The sequence below is a fragment of the Streptomyces sp. NPDC052016 genome (genome assembly GCF_044548445.1).
GTDB lineage: Bacteria > Actinomycetota > Actinomycetes > Streptomycetales > Streptomycetaceae > Streptomyces.
Map to the genome: position 1 here is coordinate 50,532 of NZ_JBIUBX010000013.1, position 20,534 is coordinate 71,065.

Sequence of the window (20,534 nt, forward strand, 5' to 3'; positions counted from 1 at the left end):
CCCGTCCGCCGCCCGTCCGCCGCCCGCGCCGTGGTGCACTGCCGGGGTGGTGCCTGAGTGCCCTGCCGGGGCGGTGCCCGAGGGCCCTTCCGCCCACGGCGCCTTCCCCGCCGCCCCCGGGACCCGGTTCCCGCCCGCCGGACGTCACCGGCACGCCGGGGGCGGGCCGCTCACTCCGGTCGGGCCGGTCGGCCCGCTCGCGCCGCGTGGGTCACGGGCGTGAGGGGGAGCGCGCCATCACCGCGGCCAGATACCCCCGCAGCATCACCTTCGCCTCGTCGAGGAGGTCCGCGTCCCCTTCCGCATCCCGCCGGAACGCCTCCTGGGCGAGGGCGTCGGCCGCCAGGACCGCGGCGTGGCACGAGCGTGCGAGAGCCTCGTCGTCGGCGGCGGCGCCGAGGGCGAGCAGCACGCGCCGGACGCCGTCCGCCATCCGGTGCTTGTGCTCGCGGTCGGCGGCCCGGGCCCGCTCGGTCAGGCCGCTGCCGAACCACAGGGCGCGGAAGCCGTGTTCCGTGCGGTAGATCCCGGCGAACGCGTCGACCAGCACGCCCACCGGGTCCTCCCACCGCTCGGTCGCCGCCGCCCGGACGAGGTCGTCCATGACGGCTTCGAGGCGGGTGAAGTAGCCCGCCGCCAGGGCGTCGATGATCGCGCCGCGGTCGGGCAGGTACTGGTACAGCGAGCCCACCGACACCTTGGCCTCGGCCGCCACCCGCGTCGTCGTGAGCGCCTGGACCCCCTCGTCGACGAGGACGCGTTCCGCGGCCCGCAGCACCAGTGCCAGCCGCGCCCTGCTGCGGGCCTGACGGGGCGTTCGGCGCAGCGGAGTGCGGCCCGGATCGGCGGTCGCGTGGGCCAAGTGCGGCCTCCAGACATGAACGTGACTTTGTTTCACCTTTACGCTACCGTCGCGCCCATGACCGACTCAAGCTCCGCGCTGGGTCAGGAGCGGGCCGCCGTGGCGGACGCCTGCCGGCGCCTGGGGGCCGAGGGCCTCCTCATCGGCACGGCGGGGAACGTCAGCCTGCGAGTGGGGGAGAGGGTCGCGATCACCGCGACCGGAGCGGTCCTCGCCGAACTGACCGCCGAGCAGGTGACCGTCGTCGACCTCGACGGGAAGGTCGTGGCCGGAACCCTCCGGCCCACCTCGGAACTGGATCTGCACCTCGGCGTCTACCGCCGTCACGGCGCGGGCGCGGTCGTCCACACCCACGCGCCGATGGCCACCGCCGTCTCCTGCGTCCTCGACGAACTCCCCTGCATTCACTACCAGTTGCTCGCTCTGGGGGGCACGGTGCGCGTCGCTCCGTACGCCACCTTCGGCACCCCGGAGCTCGCCGAGTCGGTGCTCGCCGCACTCGACGGCCGCAGCGCCGCCCTCATGGCCAACCACGGCGCGGTCACCCACGCCTCCACGCTCGGCAAGGCGGTCGAGCACGCCCTGCTGCTCGAGTGGGCCTGCGGCGTCTACCAGCGGGCCGCCGCCATGGGCCGGCCCCGGGTCCTCGACGAACAGCAGCAGCGTGCCGTGATCGAGGCGGCGCTCGCCCGCGACTACGGCACCACCCATCCCGTACCACCCGCGCTGGAGGGAAACCGATGAAGGTCGTCACGATGGGCGTGCACGTCCTGGACGTGCTGGTGCGGCCGGTGGAGGCCATACCCGAGGGCCAGGGCGCGACCCTGGTGGACGACATCCGGATGACCGCCGCCGGTACCGCCGGCGGCACCGCCCTCACCCTCGCCAAGCTGGGCGCGTCCGTCCGCAGCGCGGGCGCCATCGGCGCCGACCCCACCGGAGACCTGCTGGTCGAGCTCCTCCGACGGGCCGGGATCGGCACCGAGTCGCTCGTCCGCCGCGCGGACACGCCGACCTCCGCGAGCGTCCTGCCGATCCGCCCCAATGGCGACCGGCCGTCCCTGCACCTGCTCGGCGCGAACATCACCTACGGCCTCGACGACGTGCCCTGGGACGCCATCGCGGAGGCCACCCATCTGCACCTCGGCGGGCCCGAGTTGATCGGCGTCGACGTCGCCGCCCGCATCCTGTCGTACGCCAAGGAGCACGGCACGGTCACCTCCGTCGACCTGCTCGCCCCGGGTGAGCTCGGCAGCTTCGAGCAGATCGAGGCGGCGCTGCCCCATGTCGACCACCTTCTGCCCAACGAGGACCAGGTGCTCGGCTTCTCGGGCGAGCGCGAGCTGGCGGCGGGCGTGGAGAGGCTGCGCGGCGCCGGGGCCGGCGTCGTCGCGGTCACCCGAGGAGGGGAGGGCGCGCTCGTGGTGACCGGGGAGGGCAGTGAGACGGTTCCCGCCTTCGCGGTCGACGTCGTCGACACCACCGGGTGCGGCGACGCCTTCTCGGCCGGCTACCTGCGGGGCCTCGGCCTCGGGCGGGCGCCGGGTGAGGCCGCCGTCCTGGGCTGCGCGGCCGCGGCCCTGGTGGCGCAGGGCCTCGGCAGTGACCACGGCGACTTCGACCTCGCCGCCGCGGAGGCGTTCGCGGCGAGCGCGAAGACCCGCGGGTGAGGCGGTCCGCCGGGCGGGGCTCTCCGCTCCCGTGGGTGAGGCGGTCCGCCGGGCGGGGCTCTCCGCTCCCGTGGGTGAGCCGAACCGCCGGGCGGGGCTCTCCGCTCCCGCGGGTGAGGCGGTCCGCCGGGCGGGGCTCCCCGCTCCCGCGGGTGAGGCGGTCCACCGGGCGGGGCTCCCCGCTCCTGCGGGTGAGGCGGTCCGCCGGGCGGGGCTCTCCGCTCCCGTGGGTGAGGCGGTCCGCCGGGCGGGGCTCTCCGCTCCCGTGGGTGAGGCGGTCCGCCAAGCGGGCTCCCCGCTCCCGCGAACCGCTCGCGGGCAGGCGCCGCCGGGGTCACCGACCCCGGTCGAGCTGATGCTCGGGCGTCCCCACCGACCGCCCGTACGCGACTCCGTCGGCCCGCCCGCCTCAGCCCGCCCGCCGTCGTGGCGGCGCACCCAGGCCTCGGCCGGCCCGGCCCGCCCCGTCGCCACGCGCGATGCGGAAGTGCTCCGCGAAGACCACGATCCGCTCGTCGCCCACCGCCAAGTCGGCGTACCAGCCGAGCTCGGGCCGCGACGCGGCGGCGAGCGCGTCCGCGATCCCTGCCGCGTGGTCCTCGTCCGCCTTCCACTCGACGAACGTCCACAGCCCCGGCTGCCCCTCGGCCGTGCTCCCCGGCACATCGACCTTGCGCACGCCTCGCGCACGCCCCCGGAGCCCACGCCCCCCGGAGCCACAGGCATTCCGGTGCGAACGCCGCGCCGGGGCGCAGGCTTGCGCCGATGACGTAGCCCGCCGTGGTCACGCTCCGGCGCCGCGGCCCCTTAGCACCGGTCGTCGCGCTCCGGCGCCGCGGCCCTTCCCGCCGGTGGTCGCGCTCCGGCGCCGCGGGGACGGCGCCGCACAGTGCGCAGGACCGGGAACGGCCTCTGCTCGGCTCCCCGGGCCGGCCGCACGCGGTGCGGCCGGGGACGTCACCCTCCCCCGAGCGGCGACGTCCCCGGCCTTTCCCCCGGCGCCGGACTGCGGTCTGTGTGGCCGTGTGCTCTCACCAGCACATGACGGCCGTCTCGCCCGACCCCCAGCCGGAGTACAGGCGGACACGGACGAAGTAGCGGCGGCCCCTCACCAGCCGGGCCCTGATCGTGGCGTTGTGCGGGGTGCCCCCGTCGTCCCGGCCGGCGAGGAAGCGGGGCTCCCCGTCCCGCTCCTCGAAGACGACCACGACCGCGTCGCTCGCGCCGAAGGTGCCCACGGTGTAGTCGCGGGTCTCCGTCGGCTCGACGGTGAAGTCGGCCTGCTCGCCCGGCCCCAGCCGCAGCGGCACCGAACGGAACGGCACCAGCGCGGGCGGCCGTGGCGTGTCGAGCGGCGGATACCAGCGGAGCACGAACTCCTTGTCCAGGGGCGACAGTCCGCCGGGCGGGTGCACACCCCCGCGGAACTGTTCGGGCTCCAGGATCAGCCCCGCCGCGAACGGATACTCCATCACGGACTGCGGGTCCCACACCGAGCCGTTGACCTCGGCCGGGTCCAGCTTGCGCAGGATGTTGAAGAAGGTGCGGTCCCGGCTCCAGAAGTTCGGCGGGCCCGCCAGATCGGCGTACACGGCCTCGTCGTCCCAGTGGATGCCGGCGAACGGGCTCTGGTGCTCGTGCTGCATCCCGAGCGCGTGCCCGATCTCGTGCAGGGCCGTCGCGCGCTCCCCGGGCGCGGTCAGGTCCCAGCCGAAGTTCATGGTGCGTTCGTGGAGGCCCGCCAGCAGCGCGTCCCGGCCCACCGTCGACCAGGAGCCGTCGCCCTGCTGGAAACCGATGCGCAGTTCGGCCTCGGAGCGGTCGGCGACCTCGGTGAACGTGACCCCGATGCCCAGGTCCTGCCAGGCGCGGAAGCAGTCGCGCACCACGTCCCGCTGCTCCTTGCCGCCGACCCAGGACACCCGTCGGGTTCCCCCGGCGCCCGGTACCGGGACGACCGACGCGTCGGCCTCGCCGTCGAAGAAGTAGTAGTGCAGCACGGTGCCGTTGACCCACATCCGGCGTCCGCCCATGAGCGCACCGAGCCGCTCGGCGGCCAGCCCCGGGGCGAACGCGGGGGCCGGCTGCTGCGCGAGCGAGCAGTAACGGGCGGTCATGGACTCCAGGTTGCCCTGGCCGGCCACCCGGGGACCTGAGTCGGGGGCTACTCAAGTCACCCTGTATCAGGGCTGAGTAGCCGGACTCCCGTTGATGTGACGACTTCCGTACGCGACGCCGCCCCGCCCCTTCCGCCGTATCGCACGCCGCTCCGGCCGGCGCCCCCGACGGCGCCCCCGACGGCGCCCCTGCCGGCGTCCTGGCCGTTCACCGGCCGGGAGGAGGAACTGGAGCTGGTACGACGCTCATTGACGGCCGGCCGCCCCGGCATCGTCGTCACGGGCCCGGCCGGCTGCGGCCGTACCCGCCTGGCTCTGGAGGCGGTCCGCGGCACGGACTGCGCGAGGGTGGCCGGCACCCCCGAGTCGCGGGGCATCGCCTTCGCCGCGTTCGCCCACCTGCTCCCCGAGGGCGTCACCCTCCACCGTGCGGTGCGACTCCTGACCGCGACACGCCTGCTGGTGGTCGACGACGCCCAACTGCTGGACGACGCCTCCGCCGCCCTGGTCCACCAACTGGCCGTCCAGGGCCGCACCCGCCTGCTGGTGCTCGTCGCGGACGACGTACCGGCGCCGGGCGCCGTGACCCGCCTGTGGACGGGCGAACTCCTGCCCCGCCTCCCGCTGGAACCCCTGGCCCGTGAGGACACGGCGCACCTGCTGACCACGGCCGCCGGCGTCCCCCTGGAGCCCCTCACCCTGGACCGCCTGCACCGCCTGTCCCGGGGCGACCTCCGCCTCCTGCGCCACCTGCTGGACGCCCTGCGCGAGCACGGTCTGCTCACCCGGGTCCCGCACACCGGCGAGTGGCGGTGGCGCGGCCCGGTCCCCCCGGCCCCGGCCCTGCGCGACCACGTCGCCCCCGTCCTCACCCGCACCCGGGCCGACGAACGCGAGACCCTCGACCGGCTCGCCTTCGCCGAGCCGCTGCCGCTCCCGGCCGACGCCCTGGACCTGCACGTCCTCGAACGCCTGGAGGCGGACGGCCTGATCCACGCCGACGACGACGCGACCGTCCGCCTCGCCCACCCCCTGCACGGCCCGATGCTGCGCGCGGCGGCGGGCCGCCTGCGGGCCCGGCGCCTGACCGGCGGCCGGGCGCCCCGCCCACCGGCCCTCGACGCGGAGTCGGCCGCGCTGGCCGACGCCATCGACCGCCTGGACGTCCGCGCGACGCCCACACCGGTGGGGGAGTGGCTCGTGGCCGAGGGGGAACCGGTCCCGGCGGCCTACGCGGCCGTCCGCGCCCGCTTCGCGCGGCTGCGCGGCGAACTGCGCGACGCGGCCGCCTGGGCACGCGAGGGGCTGGCCTCCGCCCCGGAGGACACCGCGTGCCTGCACGAACTGACGCTGGCACAGGCCCAGTCGGGCGCCGCGACCGACGCCCCGCAGGCCGCCCACGGTTCCCGGGACCCGTCTGCCGCCTACGACGCCGTCCGCCTCGGCGCCCCGGAGCGGGCCACGGGCGCCCTGCCGCCCGGCGGCGTCCTCGCCCGCCACGCCGAGGCGCTCGCGCGGGGCGACGGACCGGCCCTCGACCAGGTCGCCCAAGAGCTCGAGGAGCGCGGCTTGCTGCTGTTCGCGGCGGAGGCCCACGCCCAGGCCGTACGAGCCCACCGCGACCCCCGTGCGGCCCGCACCGCCCGCACGCGCGCCGTCGCCCTGGCCCGCCGCTGCCAGGGCGCCCGCACCCCCGCCCTCGCCGGCCTCGTCCTGGGTGAACTCACCGCCCGCCAGCGGCAGATCGTCACCTTGGCGGCGGCCGGCCTGAGCAACCGGCAGATCGCCGAACGCCTCACCCTCTCCGTCCGCACCGTCGGCAACCACCTCTACAGCGCCTACACCCGCCTCGGGGCGAGCGACCGAGCATCCCTGCCCTGGCTGACGGAACCCCCGCAGCCCCGCTCGGCCTGACCGGAGAACGCCCCACACCACAACGGGCAGCACCCCGTAAGGGCCGCGGGGAACTCCGCGACCGGCCCCCACGTGCCCGCACATGAGCGAGAGCGCCTCCCGCGGAGCGGCTACGGGGCGACCGGTGGCTGGCCCCGGCCCGCCGCTGCGCCGGTCCGGCGGCCCCGTTCCGCGGGGGCGTGAGCGTCGACACGGACGCACGCCCGACGCACGCCCGACCGAGCGGGCAGCGCCCCGTAAGGGGCGCGGGGAACTGCGCGACCAGCCCCTACGTGCCCGCACATGAGCGAGAGCGCCTCCCGCGGAGCGGCTACGGGGCGACCGGTGGCTGGCCCCGGTCCGCGGGGGCGTGAGCGTCGACACGGACGCACGCCCGACGCACGCCCGACCGAGCGGGCAGCGCCCCGTAAGGGACGCGGGGAACTGCGCGACCGGCCCCTACGTGCCCGCAGACGAGCGAGAGCGCCTCCCGCGGAGCGGCTGCAAGGCGATCGGTGGCCGGCCCCGGCCCGCAGCTGCGCCGGTCCGGCGGCCCCGGTCCGCGGGGGCGTGAGCGTCGACACGGACGCACGCCCGACGCACGCCCGACCGAGCGGGCAGCGCCCCGTAAGGGGCGCGGGGAACTGCGCGACCGGCCCCCACGCGCCCGCAGACGAGCGAAGGCGCCTCCCATGGCGCGCGAGCGCCGGGCCGAGGCTTGCCGGAGCCGGCACACCGCTGCCCCGGCCGCCCGGCCGCCCGGCGCCGAAGGCGCCGCGCCTCCGCGTTCAGGCGGCTCCGAACGCCGTGAACGCCCACCCCGTCGCCTGGTGCAGCGCGTCCCCCGGCAGTGCCGTGCGCGCGTCGCGCAGGGCCTCCGCCAGGGTGAGGCCGCCGCTGAGGCCCTTGTGCAGGGCCAGCATCAGGGCGACCACCGCCTCGTCGTTCACGGGCGCGCTGCTCGCCACCACCCCCGCCGTGCCCAGCGGGAGCAGCGCCGTGACCAGCCCGAGGAGTTCGTCGGCGCCGACCGACGCGAGGCGGGCGGTGTCGCAGCTGGAGAGGATGATGCGGTAGGGGCTGCGGGCCAGGCGTTCGAAGTCGTGGACGATCAGCGGGCCGTCGGCCATCCGCAGGGACGAGAACATCGGGCTGTCGGCCCGGAAGGCGCCGTGCGCGGCGATGTGGGCGAGGGCGGCGCCGTCCAGCTCCTCCAGGACGCGCGGCACGCGCGCGTCCTCGTGTTCCAGCACCGTCGGCCGGCCGTACCGTCCCGCGACCTCGGGCACCTCCGCCCCGCCGGTCGCCAGACCCGGCCCCCGCACCAGGACGTGGCGTCCGCCCGGCGGCGGCTCGGTCTCCCGGGCGCGCAGCCAGCTGCTCGCGGACGGCGACACGCTCAGCACCCGCTCCCGCAGCGAGGGCAGCAGCGCCCAGGGCACGCGGTGCAGCCGGGCCGGCGGGACCACCACGACCGGCCCCGAGCCCAGGTGACCGGCCGCCTCGCCCAACAGCAGCTCCTCCAGCCGCCGCCCGGCCGCCTCCACCACCGGCAGCCGGCCGTCCGCGCCGGGGTGGGCGAGCCGCCGCAGCCCGGCCTGGACGTGCTCCGCCTCCCGTTCCGCCTCGGCGAGCAGCCCGCCCGCGAACCGCCGTACCCGACCCCCGCCGCACAGCAGGACCTGCACCCGCCCGTCCAGGACGGCCAGTTCGACCAGCCGCCCGTCACCGAGCCGCTCCAGCAGCCGGCCGACGTCGAACCGGTCGCCGTCGCCGGGCGCCTCCCCGCGGATGTGCAGGGTGCGGGAGCGGATCTCCCGCTCCAGGCGGCGCTGCTCCCGCTCCAGGGCCGGCACCGGCCGGCCGTCCATCCGCGCCATCTCCGCGCGGGCGGCGATCTCGCGGAACGCCGTCAGCCCGCTCAGCAGGGCCGGATCGGCCGGCGGCCGGGTCGGCGGCGCCGACAGGACCGTGGCCCGCCACCGCTCGCTCCACACCAGCAACTGCCGCGGCCCGCCCCGCTCCAGGCTCACCTGCTGGGCGAGCGCGGCGAGTTCGGCGCCCTGCGCGGTGGCCCGGGCACGCAGCTCCGAGGCGCCCAGCGTCGTACGGTGGTCGTCCAGCACGTCCAGGCCGCGCCGGCAGGCCTCCAGCACTCCCCGCCCGGACCCGGTCGCCCGCGCCCACAGCGCCTGCGCCGCCCAGCCCGTCATCCGCGCCAGCGGCGGACCGCTGCGCCGGCTGCGCGCGGCGACCGCCAGATACCGCTCGGCGTCGGCCGTCCAGCCCAGGTCCAGCGCGATCCGGCCCGCCAGCAGCCACGCCTCCGGCGCGGCGGGCGCCCCGAACGCGGAGAGCCGCTCCGCCACCCGGACCGCGTCCGCCACCAGCCGTCCCGAACCACGCCCGGTGGCGACCCGCGCCTCGATCAGCACCAGTTGGGCGTGCGCCTCCCACCAGGTGCGCCGCTGCCCGGCGAAGAGCCGCACGGCCAGCGCGGCCCGCGCGGTCGCCGTCCTCGGATCGCCCGCCAGCCGCGCCGCCCGCGCGGCGGCCAGCAGCAGCTCCGCCTTACGGGTGGACTGCCCGCCGATCCCGTCCAGCACCGCTGTCGCCGCGTCCGCCTCGGCCAGCGCCTCCGGCGCGAGACCGGCGGCCATCAGCACCTCGCAGCGCCGGATGTTGAGCATGAAGGTGGGGGTGCCGAGCTTGGCGTACCGCTCCTCGGCCTCGTCCAGCAGCCGCAGCGCCGCCGGGACGTCCCCCGACCGGAACGCGGCCAGGCCCCGGCTCTCCACCGCGTCGGCCTTGTCGTGCTCCTGGCCGGTGGTGTCCCACAGCGCCTCGGCCGCCGTGAAGTCCGCGTCGGCCTGCTTGATCGCCCCGAGGGCCAGGTGCACGGTGGCGCGCAGGGTGAGGGCGCGCGCCGTCCAGATGACGTCGTCGGCCTGGCGCAGCACGGGGATCACCCGGCGTACGTCCTCCAGCGCCTCCCGGTGGTGGCCGAGGACCCACCAGGCGTAGGCCCGCCGGTAGAGCACGCGCGCGCGGGTGTGCCCCGTTCCGCGTCCGACGCCCCGCTCGAACGCGGCGAGGCCCTGCCGGGTGCGTCCCGCGTGCACCAGCGCCACCCCGAGTGTGGCCAGCACGTCCGCCTCACGCTCCGCGCAGTCCGCGCGCGCCGCCAGCCGGCGGGCGCGGTGGAGGTGGTCCAGGGCGAGCCGCATGTCGCCCCAGTCCCGCTGCCAGATACCGATCACCTGGTGGGCGACGGAGGCGTGCAACGGCGTCGGCTCGGTGCCGAGCACTCCCTCCGCCCGCGCGAGCGCGTCGTTGGGGGCGGCGAACACCATCGGCAGCAGTTCGAGAACCGTGTCGTTTCCCGCTGTCACTCCACGGATGGTAGTGGCCGCGTCGCATGTCACACAGGGTCGGAGACGTATCAGGCCGTATCAATGAGACATCACGTCAACGGGATCGGTGCGCCGGGGGCGCACGCGGCGGGCGTACGCGGCGTGCGCACGCTGGGGGGCGTGCGACCGCAACCGCACCCCCCTGTCGCGTCGTCGCACCACCTGTATCAGACGACGGCCTCGCGGCTCTGACTGACGACCACGGGTCTCAGGGGAGGACACGCCATGGCACCACAGCGATTCCACGAGCAGTTCGACCACATCCAACGCGCGCTGCCCGACGTCCCCCTGGCCATGGGGCCGGACGACTCCGCCGAGTTCATCTACGAGAAGGGCGTCGTCCTCGCCCGGGACGGCGAGGAGGCACAGGTCGTCGAGGACGCCGTCCGCACCCACTTCACCGCGGCGCCCGACCTGGTCCCCGACCACGTGCGCCGGGCCGGCCCGCAGGCCAACCGCTCCGGCATCACCCGCATCCGGGTCGCCGACCCGGGCGAGGGCGCCCCCGGCACGGACCGCGCCGTCGCCGGCGCCCTCCGCGCCCTGCGGGGGGCCGAGGACCGGGCGGGCCGCCGCCTCGTCAGCCGCAACCACGTGGTGCACATCGCCGTCAACGCCTGCCCCGGCGACGAGCCGGTCCCCGCCGCCCACCATCCCAACCCCGCCGTGGCGAACGCCGACGACGACCAGGACGGCGCCGTGGGCGTCCTCGTCATCGACACCGGCCTGACGCACGACTACCGCTCCTACCCGCCGCTCGCCCGCACCGAGGGCGACGCGCAGATCCAGGAGACCGACGAGTACGGCGTCCTCCAGCAGTACGTCGGCCACGGCACGTTCATCGCCGGGCTCGTCGCCGCCGTGGCCCCCCACACCGACGTCACCGTGCGCAACACCCTCAACGACGCGGGCGCCGTCCTGGAGCACGAGTTCGGCGACAAGCTCTTCGAGGCCGTCGAACAGGGCGGCTGGCCCGACATCATCAGCCTCTCCGCCGGCACCTCCAACGGCCGCGTCGACGGCCTGCTCGGCGTGGCCGCCTTCATGGAGGAACTGCGCACCCGGCCCACCCTGTTGGTCGCGGCGGCCGGCAACAACGCCAGCGCCGCCCCGTTCTGGCCCGCGGCCTACGCCGCCCTGCCCGAGTACGCCGACGCGGTCCTGTCGGTCGGCGCGCTGCGCAGCGACGGCGAGTTCGGCGCCTGCTTCACCAACCACGGCCCCTGGGTGCGGGTCTACGCCCCCGGCGAGCGCCTCGTCAGCGCCCTCACGGGCTTCGACACACCCGTCCCGTACGTCTACCAGCACTCCACGTACGACGACTGCCGCTACGGCTTCGCCTACCCCTGCACCTGCCGGTCGCCGCACCACACCGGCGTGCTGAGCGAGCGGCGGGCGGCCACCGCGGGCAAGCCGGACCAGGTGATGTTCGAAGGGCTCGCGACCTGGAGCGGCACGTCGTTCGCGACGCCCGTCGTGGCGGGGCTCGTCGCGGCGCACATGACCCGGCACGGCGAGAGCGACCCGCGCGCGGCGGCACGTCAACTGCTGGCGGCCAACGACGAGTTCGCCGAGGTGCGCGGCTTCCACGTGCCCGCGCTGCACCCGCCCACCTGGCGTTCCGTCCCGGTCGCGCAGTTCGCCTCCCCCGCGTGAGGCCGGCATGAGGTCCGAAGCCGCACCCGCCACGGCGTACGATGACAGGCCGTACACGAGGGGTGGGACCGTGGACCGTAGTGAGGTCGGCGCGCTCGTCCAGTCCGCCGTCGACGGTGACGCGGCGGCCTGGAAGGCGCTCGTGGAGGGCCTGAGCCCACTGGTGTGGTCCGTCGTGCGCGCGCACCGGCTCTCCGAGGCCGACGGGCACGAGGTGTACCAGACCGTGTGGTTCCGCTTCGCCCAGCACCTGGGCCGGATCCGTGAACCGGAGAAGGCGGGTTCCTGGCTGGCCAGCACCGCGCGCAACGAGTGCCTGAAAGTGATCAAGAGCCTGCGCCGGCTGACCCCGACGGACGATCCTCAGCTGCTCGACCGGGTCAGCGAGGACCGTACGCCGGAGCAGTCGGTGCTGGACTCGGAGGAGGCGGCCGCGCAGAGCGAGCGCATTCGCCACCTGTGGCAGGAGTTCGAGGCGCTCGGTGAGCGCTGCCGGCAGTTGCTGCGGGTGCTGATCTCCTCGCCGCCGCCCAGTTACCAGGAGGTGTCGGCCGCGCTGGGCATCGCGGTGGGCAGCATCGGACCGATGCGCCAGCGATGTCTGCGCCGCCTGCGCGCCCGACTCGACGCACGGGGAGCACTGTGAACGACATGGACGACATGGACGGCACCGGGCACGCGGGCGGCGGCGACGGCGTCCCCGGCGGCGACGCCTTCGACGACGAGGAGTTCGACCACGGCAGCCTGGAGGAGGAGCTGCGCGAGGCCGCGGCCATCCTCGATCCGGTCCCGGCCGAGCTGAGGCAACTCGCCGTCGAGGCCTACGCGCTGCACGACCTCGACGCCAGGATCGCCGAGCTGACCTTCGACTCGCTGGTCGACGCCATCCCGGTCCGGGGTGCCGTGGACGTGCCGCGGATGCTCACCTTCCACTCCGGCGGGCTGACCGTCGACGTCGAGGTGACCGCGCACGGGCTGATGGGCCAGCTTCTGCCGCCCCAGCCCGCTTCGATCGAGGTCCTCGCCGGTCCCCGGGCCGGCGCGGCGCTCATCGCCGACGACATGGGCCGCTTCGCCAGCGACGCCGCGCCCGTCGGCCCCTTCGCGCTGCGCCTGCGCACCGGTGGCGAGGTGGTCGTCACGGAGTGGCTGCGCGCCTGAGCCGCGTTCGCGGGCGTCAGTGGGAGACGGCGTCGACGAGCCGCGCCAGTGCCGAGGCGAGCCGGTTCAGCCCCGCCCCGGCGGGGCCACCCGGCTCGGTCATGTACGTGTCCCGCCGGATCTCCACCATCAGGGCGGACACCCGCGGCTCCTTCCCGTAGTACTCCAGGGGTACGTACGTCCCGCCGAAGGGACTGTCGAGCTCCGTCTCCCCGATCCCGGCGAACGCCTCCCGCGCGGCCGCCAGCAGCTCGGGCGGGGTGTGGAAGGCGTCGGTGCCCAGGCAGACGGGCGGCCGCGGCCCGTCGCCGTGCAGCTCGTAGGGCAGCCGCTCAGTGGGGTAGGAGTGCACGTCGATGACGACGGCCCGCCCGGCGACCGCCAGCCGTTCCGCGACGGCCTCGGTCATCGCCTGCGCGTACGGGCGGAAGTAGCGCGCGAGCAGCGGCTCGGGGTCGACGTCCTCGGCCCGCAGCACCTCCCGGTGCGTGGTCCGCGTGTACACCGCCCCCATCCCGACCGCCAGCATCTCCTCGCGCTCGTCCGGGAACCGCTCCGGGTCGACGACCAGCCGCGACAGCCGGTTGACGAACCGCCACGGCGTCACCGACGCCCGCTCCGCCGCCGCTTCCGCGATCTCCGCGGTGTGCGCGTCGGTGATGTGGTCGACCTCCCGCTCCAGCGCCGCGTCGTCCAGCACGATCCCCGCGCGCACGTCCGCCGGTATCTCCCGCGCCGAGTGCGGCACGTGCAGGATCACCGGGGAACCGGCGGCTCCCGGCAGGACGGAGAAGGAGGGCGGGGCTTCGGTCATGGGGTTGCTCCCGATGGCGTGGTCGACGGCGTGCTCCATGATCACGATGCCACATGGCCTCGGCCGTGGATGGCGGGGGAGCGGACGGGACGCGTCCGGGAACCGTCGAGGCGGTGACCGCGCCGCGTGGCGGGCTGGTTCGCTGTCGCGTCGCGTGGCCGGCCGGTTCGCTGCGATGCCGCGTGGCCCAACTCCTTCGCCGCCGCGCCCCGGGCCGCTGCGAAGCGTTCGGCGCACCTGCCCCGCCCCGCGTGCCGCCCCGTGCCGCCCCGCGTGCCGCCCCGTGCCGCCCCGCGTCCCGCGCCGTGCCGCCCCGCGTCCCGCGCCGTGCCGCCCCGCGTCCCGCGCCGTGCCGCCCCGCGTCCCGCGCCGTGCCGCCCCGCGCCGCGCTGCCCCGCGCCGCGCTGCCCCGCGCCGCGCTGCCCCGCCCCGTGCTGCCCCGCGCCCGAGGCGGGCGTATGGCGGTCCGGTGTCTCCCGCCCGCCGATGCCTTCGCGCGGTGGCAGTTCGCGGCGTGATGGCGCTTGTCGGCGCCGGGGGCCCGTCGTTGGCGTCGGTTGTGGCCGGACCTCGAAGCAGGCGGGGCCGGAGTGGCGGAGTGCTTGCGTCGAGCGGTGGCTGGCGCAGGGGCGTGTGGGTGCCTGCTGGCGCCGTCGAGCGTGTGCGTGTGCCGGCCCGGTGGCGTCGAGTGGTCGAAGTTCGGGAGGTGACGGCCGTTGTCGGCGCCCGGGATCCGTCGTCGGCGTCGGCCGGCCGCTGTGGCCTGCGGGCGTGGAGCGGCACGGGTGCTTGCGTCATGCCTGGTCGGCGCGGGTGCTTGGGTCCCGTGGCTTGGGTCCCGTGCCTGGTTGGCGTGGGGACACCGCTCGTCAGGGGCGCACCAGCGGGGTCTGCCAGGTTCCGCTCGGCGCCGGGGACGTCGTGCACTGGACCCGGACGTCCAGGAGGGAGTGGCGGCAGTCGTAGGTCGGGGCGGTGTCGACCAGGAGGTGGTAGGTGATCCTCGTGCCGGAGCCGATCCGGCCCGGTCCGATGCTCAGCTGCCCGTCCCGGACCCGGGCGGGCGGCGCCTGGGCCGCGCTGGGGCAGGACTCGGCCCCCAGTAACTCGGCGTAGGGGACGTCGAGCCGGACGCGGAAGGGCTCTCCCCGGTCGAAGGCGCTGCTGGCGATGTCTCGTCTGCCCGGGTTGGTCAGCACCACGGTGACCAGGTGCGGGTCGGTCAGCGGGGTGCCGTTGTGGCGGATCTCCAGGCTGCCGTCGATGCGCTGCCGCACCAACGGTGCGTGGCTCACCGCGCAGGTGAGGCGCCGCCTGGGGTGCTGGGAGCGGAACGCGGCCCAGATGGCGGCGCAGCCCACCAGGACGGCGGCGGCGACCCCGGCCGCCGTCCAGAACGTCTCCGACGCGTAGAAGGGGCCGGCGGCGACGGGCGGGGAAGAGGGAACGTCGAACACGGGCAGCCCCTTGGCGAGTCGCTCAACGGCGGTGCAGGCGGCCGTCGTCGGCCGCCTCGAGGAACGCGCTCCATCCGCGCGGCGAGAACAGCAGAGCCGGCCTGCCGGTGTCCTTGGAGTCGCGGACCGCGACCACCCGGCCGGCGACGGCGACCTCCACGCAGGCCCCGTTGCCGGAACTGTGGCTGCTCCGGCGCCACACGGCGTCTCCCAGCCCTGCCCCCGGTCCGTCGGGATCGACCCCCGGCGGGCGCCGGTCCTCGTGCGCGTTCATGACTTCCGCATCTCCTCTGCGATCCGTTCCAGCGTCGCGGGGGCCTCCTGAGGATCGGGGGCCGCCGCGCGCAGCAGGTCGAACGTCTGGATGAAGGTGCGCACGTCGCGCTCCTTCTCCAGGTAGACGTTGCCGGCGATGGAGTCGACGTAGACCACCGTCGGCGTGTGGGGCTCGAACTCCAGCAGCGAGAACGTCCCGGCCAGGGCGGCGTGGGCGCCCTTGGCGGTCGGCATGACCTGGAGGGTGACGTTCGGCAGACGCGCCGTCTCGATCAGGTGGTGCAGCTGGGCCGCCATGACCTCCGTGCCGCCGACCGGGCGGCGCAGCGCGCTCTCCTCCATGACCACCCACAGCTCCAGCGGGTCCGGGCGCCGGGTCAGCAGCGCCTGGCGCTCCTTGCGGAAGCGCACCAACTGGTCCACCTCGTGCGGCTCGTTGGGCCGCACGGCGGCGATCACGGCACGGGCGTAGTCCTCGGTCTGCAGCAGGCCGTGCACGAACGTCGACTCGTACGAGCGCAGGACACGGGCGTCGGCCTCCAGGCCGGCGTAGGTGGCCATGCCGGAGGGCAGCACCTCCCCGTAGTGCGCCCACCAGCCCTGCTGCTGCGCGTCCCGGTGGATCTGCATGACCGTCTCGATCCGCAGTGGGTCGGTGACCCCGTACCACTCGAGCAGGTCGCGCACGTCCCGCGCCTTGATGGGGGCCTGGCCGGTCTCCACCCGGCTGATCTTGGACATCGAGCACTCCAGGTGCGTGGCGGTGTCCTCGATCCGCCGGCCCGCCTGTTCGCGCAGGCGGCGCAGCTCCGCGCCGAGCTGCCGTCGCCGTACCGTCGGACCGCCGGCCGTGGCCATCGCCTCACTCCTCGCACTCGACAGGGTGAAGGGTTGCTGCACGCAAGTGTGCCGTACCGCCAACCGCCCTGTCCTGCGGATGAGTTGAGTCGAGACATTTGGTTCACGCAATTGCGTGGAGGAAGTCCCTCCGATCGTCCGGACCCGGACCGGGGGCGGGACGGTCCAGGGAGCGAGCCGAAGGCCGCACGCGGAATTGCACAGCCGACACGAACAGCCGACACGAACAGCCGACAGGAACAGCCGACAGGAAGCGCCGGCAGGAACAGCCGGCAGGAGCGGCCGGAAACACGGCCGCCCCGGCCGGGAGGAGTCCCGGCCGGGGCGGAGCACTGCGGGCCGGCGCCCGCGGGGGCCTCAGGCGAGCGAGGCGAGGGCCTCGTTCCAGGTGGCCGACGGACGCATCACCGCCGCGGCCTTGGCCGGGTCGGGCTGGTAGTAGCCGCCGATGTCGGCCGGCTTGCCCTGGACGGCGATCAGCTCGTCGACGATCGTCTGCTCGTTGGCGGCGAGCGTCTCGGCGAGCGGGGCGAAGGCCTTCGCCAGGTCCGCGTCGTCGGTCTGCTGCGCCAGTTCCTGCGCCCAGTACAGGGACAGGTAGAAGTGGCTGCCGCGGTTGTCGATGCCGCCGACGCGACGGGTCGGGGACTTGTCCTCGTTGAGGAAGGTCGCCGTGGCGCGGTCGAGGGTGTCGGCGAGGACCTTGGCACGGGTGTTGCCCGTGGCCGCGGCGTACTGCTCCAGGGAGGGCACCAGCGCGAAGAACTCGCCGAGCGAGTCCCAGCGCAGGTAGTTCTCCTTGACGAGCTGCTGGACGTGCTTCGGCGCGGAGCCGCCGGCGCCGGTCTCGAACAGGCCGCCGCCCGCCATCAGCGGCACGACCGACAGCATCTTGGCGCTGGTGCCCAGCTCCAGGATCGGGAACAGGTCGGTCAGGTAGTCGCGGAGCACGTTGCCGGTGACGGAGATGGTGTTCTCACCGCGGCGGATGCGCTCCACCGACAGCTTGGTCGCCTCGACCGGGGAGAGGATCTTGATGTCCAGGCCCTCGGTGTCGTGCTCCGGCAGGTACTGCTGGACCTTGGCGATCAGGTTCGCGTCGTGGGCGCGGGTCTCGTCCAGCCAGAAGACGGCCGGGTCGCCGGTGGCGCGGGCGCGGGTGACGGCCAGCTTCACCCAGTCCCGGATCGGCGCGTCCTTGGTCTGGCAGGCGCGGAAGATGTCACCGGCGGACACGGTCTGCTCGATGACGGCGTTGCCGGCCTGGTCGACCAGGCGGACGGTGCCGGTCGTGGGGATCTCGAAGGTCTTGTCGTGGCTGCCGTACTCCTCGGCCTTCTGCGCCATCAGACCCACGTTGGGGACGGAGCCCATGGTGGACGGGTCGTAGGCGCCGTTGGCGCGGCAGTCGTCGATCACGGCCTGGTAGACGCCGGCGTAGCTGGAGTCGGGCAGGACCGCGAGGGTGTCGGCCTCCTGGCCGTCGGGGCCCCACATGTGGCCCGAGGTGCGGATCATGGCCGGCATGGAGGCGTCGACGATGACGTCCGAGGGGACGTGCAGGTTGGTGATGCCCTTGTCGGAGTCGACCATGGCCAGCGCCGGGCCCTCGGCCAGCTCGGCGTCGAAGGAGGCCTTGATCTCGGCGCCCTCCGGCAGGGACTCCAGGCCCTTGTAGATGCCGCCGAGGCCGTCGTTCGGGGTGAGGCCGGCCGCGGCGAGCGTCTCGCCGTACCGAGCGAAGGTCTTCGGGAAGAAGGCGCGCACCACGTGGCCGAAGATGATCGGGTCGGAGACCTTCATCATCGTGGCCTTCAGGTGCACGGAGAACAGCACGCCCTCCTGCTTGGCGCGGGCGACCTGCGCCGTGAGGAACTCGCGCAGCGCCCCGACGCGCATCACGGAGGCGTCGACGACCTCGCCCTTCTGCACGGGTACCGACTCGCGCAGGACGGTGGTGGAGCCGTCGTCGCCCTTCAGCTCGATGCGCAGCGCGCCGTCCTCGGCGATCACCACGGACTTCTCGGTGGAGCGGAAGTCGTCGACGCCCATGGTCGCCACGTTCGTCTTGGACTCGGCGGTCCAGGCGCCCATGCGGTGCGGGTGGGTCTTGGCGTAGTTCTTGACCGAGGCGGGGGCGCGGCGGTCGGAGTTGCCCTCGCGCAGGACCGGGTTCACGGCGGAGCCCTTGACCTTGTCGTAGCGGGCGCGGATCTCGCGCTCCTCGTCGGTCTTCGGCTCGTCCGGGTAGTCCGGCAGCGCGTAGCCCTGGGCCTGCAGCTCGGCGACGGCCGCCTTGAGCTGCGGGATGGACGCCGAGATGTTCGGCAGCTTGATGATGTTGGCCTCGGGCGTCTTGGCCAGCTCGCCCAGCTCGCTCAGCGCGTCCGGGATGCGCTGGTCCTCGGTCAGGTACTCCGGGAACACGGCGATGAGGCGCCCGGCCAGCGAGATGTCCCGGGTCTCCACGGCGACACCGGCCTGCGAGGCGTACGCCTGGACCACCGGCAGGAAGGAATACGTCGCCAGGGCCGGGGCCTCGTCAGTGTGCGTATAGATGATGGTCGAGTCAGTCACCGGGTGCTCCGCTCCACGTCTGCAACATTGCTCGACATCAAGATATCTCGTGATCGACCTCGACTCGACAGCGGACCGCACACACGTACAGGGCGTGTGCGGAAGAACCGGTTCGGGCAACGCGTCCGCCCGGTTCCGCCGTCATGGAGGGTGATCGCCCACTGATCCGGCGGCCGGCCCGACCACCGGCCGCCCGAACGAAAGCGGACCATGAGATATCGCAGCAGAGTGACGGCCCCGGCGGCCGCCCTGATCGGCACGGCGGCGGCGCTGACCGCGGGCTCCACGGCGCACGCGACCCCGGGGGAGAGCAGCGCCGGCACGGGGCGCCCCGAGCCGGGACCCGGCCCCGAGACCCTCGCCGACCCCGTCTTCCCGGCCCTCGGCAACGACGGCTACCGCGCCCTCGCCTACCACCTCGACCTCGCCTACGACGCCACGACCGCCCTCGTCGAGGCCACCACCACCCTCACCCTCCGCACCACCCAGGCCCTCACCCGCCTCTCCCTCGACGCCCTCGGCCTGGACGTCCACGACGTCCGCGTCGCCGGCCGCACGGCCGCCTTCGAGCAGGCGGAGGAGAAACTGCGGATCACGCCCGCCCGGCCGCTGCCGGCGAAGGCCGTCACCACCGTCCGCGTCACCTACACCGCGGACCCGCGCCGCACCCTCCCCCACACCGCCTGGGTGCCGACCCCGGACGGCTTCGCGGTGTGCCCCCAGCCGAACGCGGCCCACACCGTCTTCCCCTGCAACGACCACCCGTCGGACAAGGCCGACTTCACCTTCCGCGTCACCGTCCCGGCCGCCCTGCGCGCCGTCGCGAGCGGCACGCTCGTCTGCGCGGAGGACCTCTCGGGCGGCCGGACCGCGTACACCTACCGCTCCCGCGCGCCCATCGCGACGGAGCTGGTGCAGATCTCGGTCGGCGACTACGTGATCAGGAACCGGCGGGGCCCGCACGGGCTGTCGCTGCGCGACGTCGTCCCGGCCGCCCGCGCCGAGGCGCTGGAACCCGCCCTCGCCCTCACCCCCGGCCTCGTCGAGTGGATCGAGGCCCGCCTGGGCGCCTACCCCTTCGAGACGTACGGGCTGCTGCCCTGCAACTCCGACGACCCGAACGCCTTCGACTTCACGGGCCTGGAGACCCAGACCCTCACCCTCTACAAGCCGAACTACCTCCTCCAGCAGGAGCAGAAGATCGGCTCGCACATGATGCACGAGCTGGTCCACTCCTACTTCGGCAACAGCGTCAGCCCCGCCACCTGGGCCGACCTGTGGCTGAACGAGGGCCATGCCGACTTCTACGGGCTGCTCTACCGCTACGAACGCGGCTGGGCCGACTCCCTGGGCCTGACCAGCCTCGAGGCCCGGATGAAGGACACGTACGCGCGCGGCGACCAGTGGCGCAGAACCTCCGGACCCGTCGCCGCGCCCAACGCGGCCAACCTCTTCGACAGCCAGCGTTACCTGGGCGGCGTCCTCGTCCTGTACGCGCTGCGCCGACTCATCGGCGAGGACGCCTTCCACGCCGTCGAGCGGACCTTCCTGGCCCGCTTCCGCGACTCCTCCGCGTCCACGGAGGACTACATCGCCGTCGCCTCGCACGTCAGCGGGCAGGACCTGTCCGGCTTCCTGCGCGACTGGCTGTACGGGACGACGACCCCGCGGATGCCCGGCCATCCGGACTGGACGGTCACCCCGGTGCCGCCCTCCCTCGTCTCCCCGCGCCGCCGGGCGGACGCCCACCGGCACGAGAACTCGGCGACCCTCTGAACCG

16 protein-coding genes are annotated in these 20,534 nt (G+C 74.8%); 7 read left to right on the forward strand and 9 right to left on the reverse strand.

Going from position 1 to position 20,534, the window contains the following annotated elements; genetic code table 11:
* Positions 1-211 precede the first annotated feature (211 nt).
* Complete coding sequence (locus ACIHAR_RS17755) at positions 212-862, reverse strand: TetR family transcriptional regulator (protein WP_365467906.1); 651 nt, start codon at positions 860-862, stop codon at positions 212-214.
* 57 nt (positions 863-919) lie between these two features.
* Between ACIHAR_RS17755 and ACIHAR_RS17760 the strand changes: the two genes are divergently transcribed.
* Together ACIHAR_RS17760 and ACIHAR_RS17765 are read left to right on the forward strand one after the other, a co-directional pair.
* Positions 920-1,606: a class II aldolase/adducin family protein gene (locus tag ACIHAR_RS17760; RefSeq protein WP_365467909.1), complete on the forward strand. Its 687-nt coding sequence runs from the start codon at positions 920-922 to the stop codon at positions 1,604-1,606.
* On the forward strand, positions 1,603-2,532 hold the full coding sequence (locus ACIHAR_RS17765) for a carbohydrate kinase family protein (protein WP_365467912.1): 930 nt from the start codon (positions 1,603-1,605) through the stop codon (positions 2,530-2,532). The genes ACIHAR_RS17760 and ACIHAR_RS17765 overlap by 4 nt, the downstream gene beginning before the upstream one ends.
* Positions 2,533-2,941: 409 nt before the next feature.
* Here the strand turns inward: ACIHAR_RS17765 and ACIHAR_RS17770 are convergent, their stop codons facing one another.
* Positions 2,942-3,211, reverse strand: a complete 270-nt coding sequence (locus ACIHAR_RS17770) for a hypothetical protein (RefSeq protein WP_400020261.1) — start codon at positions 3,209-3,211, stop codon at positions 2,942-2,944.
* Between the two features lie 352 nt (positions 3,212-3,563).
* Complete coding sequence (locus ACIHAR_RS17775; RefSeq protein WP_365467918.1) at positions 3,564-4,649, reverse strand: M12 family metallopeptidase; 1,086 nt, start codon at positions 4,647-4,649, stop codon at positions 3,564-3,566.
* A 189-nt stretch (positions 4,650-4,838) separates the two neighbouring features.
* Between ACIHAR_RS17775 and ACIHAR_RS17780 the strand changes: the two genes are divergently transcribed.
* A complete protein-coding gene (locus ACIHAR_RS17780) occupies positions 4,839-6,563 on the forward strand; it encodes a LuxR C-terminal-related transcriptional regulator (RefSeq protein ID WP_400020423.1) in 1,725 nt (574 codons plus the stop codon).
* A 767-nt stretch (positions 6,564-7,330) separates the two neighbouring features.
* Here the strand turns inward: ACIHAR_RS17780 and ACIHAR_RS17785 are convergent.
* On the reverse strand, positions 7,331-9,895 hold the full coding sequence (locus ACIHAR_RS17785) for a CHAT domain-containing protein (RefSeq protein WP_400020425.1): 2,565 nt from the start codon (positions 9,893-9,895) through the stop codon (positions 7,331-7,333).
* Positions 9,896-10,180: 285 nt separating this feature from the next.
* Here ACIHAR_RS17785 and ACIHAR_RS17790 point away from each other — a divergent pair, with 285 nt between their 5' ends.
* The 3 genes from ACIHAR_RS17790 to ACIHAR_RS17800 are packed head-to-tail and all read left to right on the forward strand — an operon-like array spanning position 10,181 to position 12,772.
* Positions 10,181-11,611 carry a S8/S53 family peptidase gene (locus tag ACIHAR_RS17790; RefSeq protein ID WP_400020264.1) on the forward strand — a complete coding sequence of 477 codons (1,431 nt, stop codon included), beginning with the start codon at positions 10,181-10,183 and terminating at the stop codon, positions 11,609-11,611.
* A 7-nt stretch (positions 11,612-11,618) separates the two neighbouring features.
* Positions 11,619-12,257 (forward strand): sigma-70 family RNA polymerase sigma factor, encoded by a 639-nt coding sequence (locus ACIHAR_RS17795; RefSeq protein ID WP_365467924.1) that lies wholly within the window; start codon positions 11,619-11,621, stop codon positions 12,255-12,257.
* Positions 12,258-12,262: 5 nt separating this feature from the next.
* Positions 12,263-12,772: a hypothetical protein gene (locus ACIHAR_RS17800; protein ID WP_365467945.1), complete on the forward strand. Its 510-nt coding sequence runs from the start codon at positions 12,263-12,265 to the stop codon at positions 12,770-12,772.
* A 16-nt stretch (positions 12,773-12,788) separates the two neighbouring features.
* On the opposite strand, the gene ACIHAR_RS17805 is transcribed toward ACIHAR_RS17800, so the two are convergent.
* The 5 genes from ACIHAR_RS17805 to ACIHAR_RS17825 all read right to left on the reverse strand — a co-directional run bounded on the left by ACIHAR_RS17805 (position 12,789) and on the right by ACIHAR_RS17825 (position 18,754).
* Complete coding sequence (locus ACIHAR_RS17805; protein WP_400020427.1) at positions 12,789-13,586, reverse strand: N-formylglutamate amidohydrolase; 798 nt, start codon at positions 13,584-13,586, stop codon at positions 12,789-12,791.
* A gap of 869 nt (positions 13,587-14,455) precedes the next feature.
* The gene (locus ACIHAR_RS17810) at positions 14,456-15,043 is read right to left on the reverse strand and encodes a hypothetical protein (RefSeq protein ID WP_400020266.1); all 588 of its coding nucleotides are present in this window, start codon (positions 15,041-15,043) and stop codon (positions 14,456-14,458) included.
* A 22-nt stretch (positions 15,044-15,065) separates the two neighbouring features.
* A complete protein-coding gene (locus ACIHAR_RS17815; protein WP_365472191.1) occupies positions 15,066-15,317 on the reverse strand; it encodes a DUF397 domain-containing protein in 252 nt (83 codons plus the stop codon).
* Positions 15,314-16,177, reverse strand: a complete 864-nt coding sequence (locus ACIHAR_RS17820) for a helix-turn-helix domain-containing protein (protein ID WP_400020269.1) — start codon at positions 16,175-16,177, stop codon at positions 15,314-15,316. Before ACIHAR_RS17820 ends, ACIHAR_RS17815 begins: the two co-directional genes overlap by 4 nt.
* 357 nt (positions 16,178-16,534) lie before the next feature.
* Positions 16,535-18,754 carry an NADP-dependent isocitrate dehydrogenase gene (locus ACIHAR_RS17825; protein ID WP_365472185.1) on the reverse strand — a complete coding sequence of 740 codons (2,220 nt, stop codon included), beginning with the start codon at positions 18,752-18,754 and terminating at the stop codon, positions 16,535-16,537.
* Between the two features lie 210 nt (positions 18,755-18,964).
* Between ACIHAR_RS17825 and ACIHAR_RS17830 the strand changes: the two genes are divergently transcribed.
* Positions 18,965-20,530: a M1 family metallopeptidase gene (locus ACIHAR_RS17830; RefSeq protein WP_400020272.1), complete on the forward strand. Its 1,566-nt coding sequence runs from the start codon at positions 18,965-18,967 to the stop codon at positions 20,528-20,530.
* The last annotated feature ends 4 nt before the right edge of the window (positions 20,531-20,534 follow it).

Excerpts from the sequence above, each read along its gene's own strand:
- ACIHAR_RS17760 (WP_365467909.1), top strand. The coding sequence starts at position 920 with ATGACCGACTCAAGCTCCGCGCTGGGTCAGGAGCGGGCCGCCGTGGCG.
- ACIHAR_RS17765 (WP_365467912.1), top strand. The coding sequence starts at position 1,603 with ATGAAGGTCGTCACGATGGGCGTGCACGTCCTGGACGTGCTGGTGCGG.
- ACIHAR_RS17775 (WP_365467918.1), bottom strand. The coding sequence starts at position 4,649 with ATGACCGCCCGTTACTGCTCGCTCGCGCAGCAGCCGGCCCCCGCGTTC.
- ACIHAR_RS17785 (WP_400020425.1), bottom strand. The coding sequence starts at position 9,895 with ATGGTGTTCGCCGCCCCCAACGACGCGCTCGCGCGGGCGGAGGGAGTG.
- ACIHAR_RS17790 (WP_400020264.1), top strand. The coding sequence starts at position 10,181 with ATGGCACCACAGCGATTCCACGAGCAGTTCGACCACATCCAACGCGCG.
- ACIHAR_RS17795 (WP_365467924.1), top strand. The coding sequence starts at position 11,619 with ATGAGGTCCGAAGCCGCACCCGCCACGGCGTACGATGACAGGCCGTAC.
- ACIHAR_RS17800 (WP_365467945.1), top strand. The coding sequence starts at position 12,263 with ATGGACGACATGGACGGCACCGGGCACGCGGGCGGCGGCGACGGCGTC.
- ACIHAR_RS17805 (WP_400020427.1), bottom strand. The coding sequence starts at position 13,586 with ATGACCGAAGCCCCGCCCTCCTTCTCCGTCCTGCCGGGAGCCGCCGGT.
- ACIHAR_RS17815 (WP_365472191.1), bottom strand. The coding sequence starts at position 15,317 with ATGAACGCGCACGAGGACCGGCGCCCGCCGGGGGTCGATCCCGACGGA.
- ACIHAR_RS17820 (WP_400020269.1), bottom strand. The coding sequence starts at position 16,177 with ATGGCCACGGCCGGCGGTCCGACGGTACGGCGACGGCAGCTCGGCGCG.
- ACIHAR_RS17830 (WP_400020272.1), top strand. The coding sequence starts at position 18,965 with ATGAGATATCGCAGCAGAGTGACGGCCCCGGCGGCCGCCCTGATCGGC.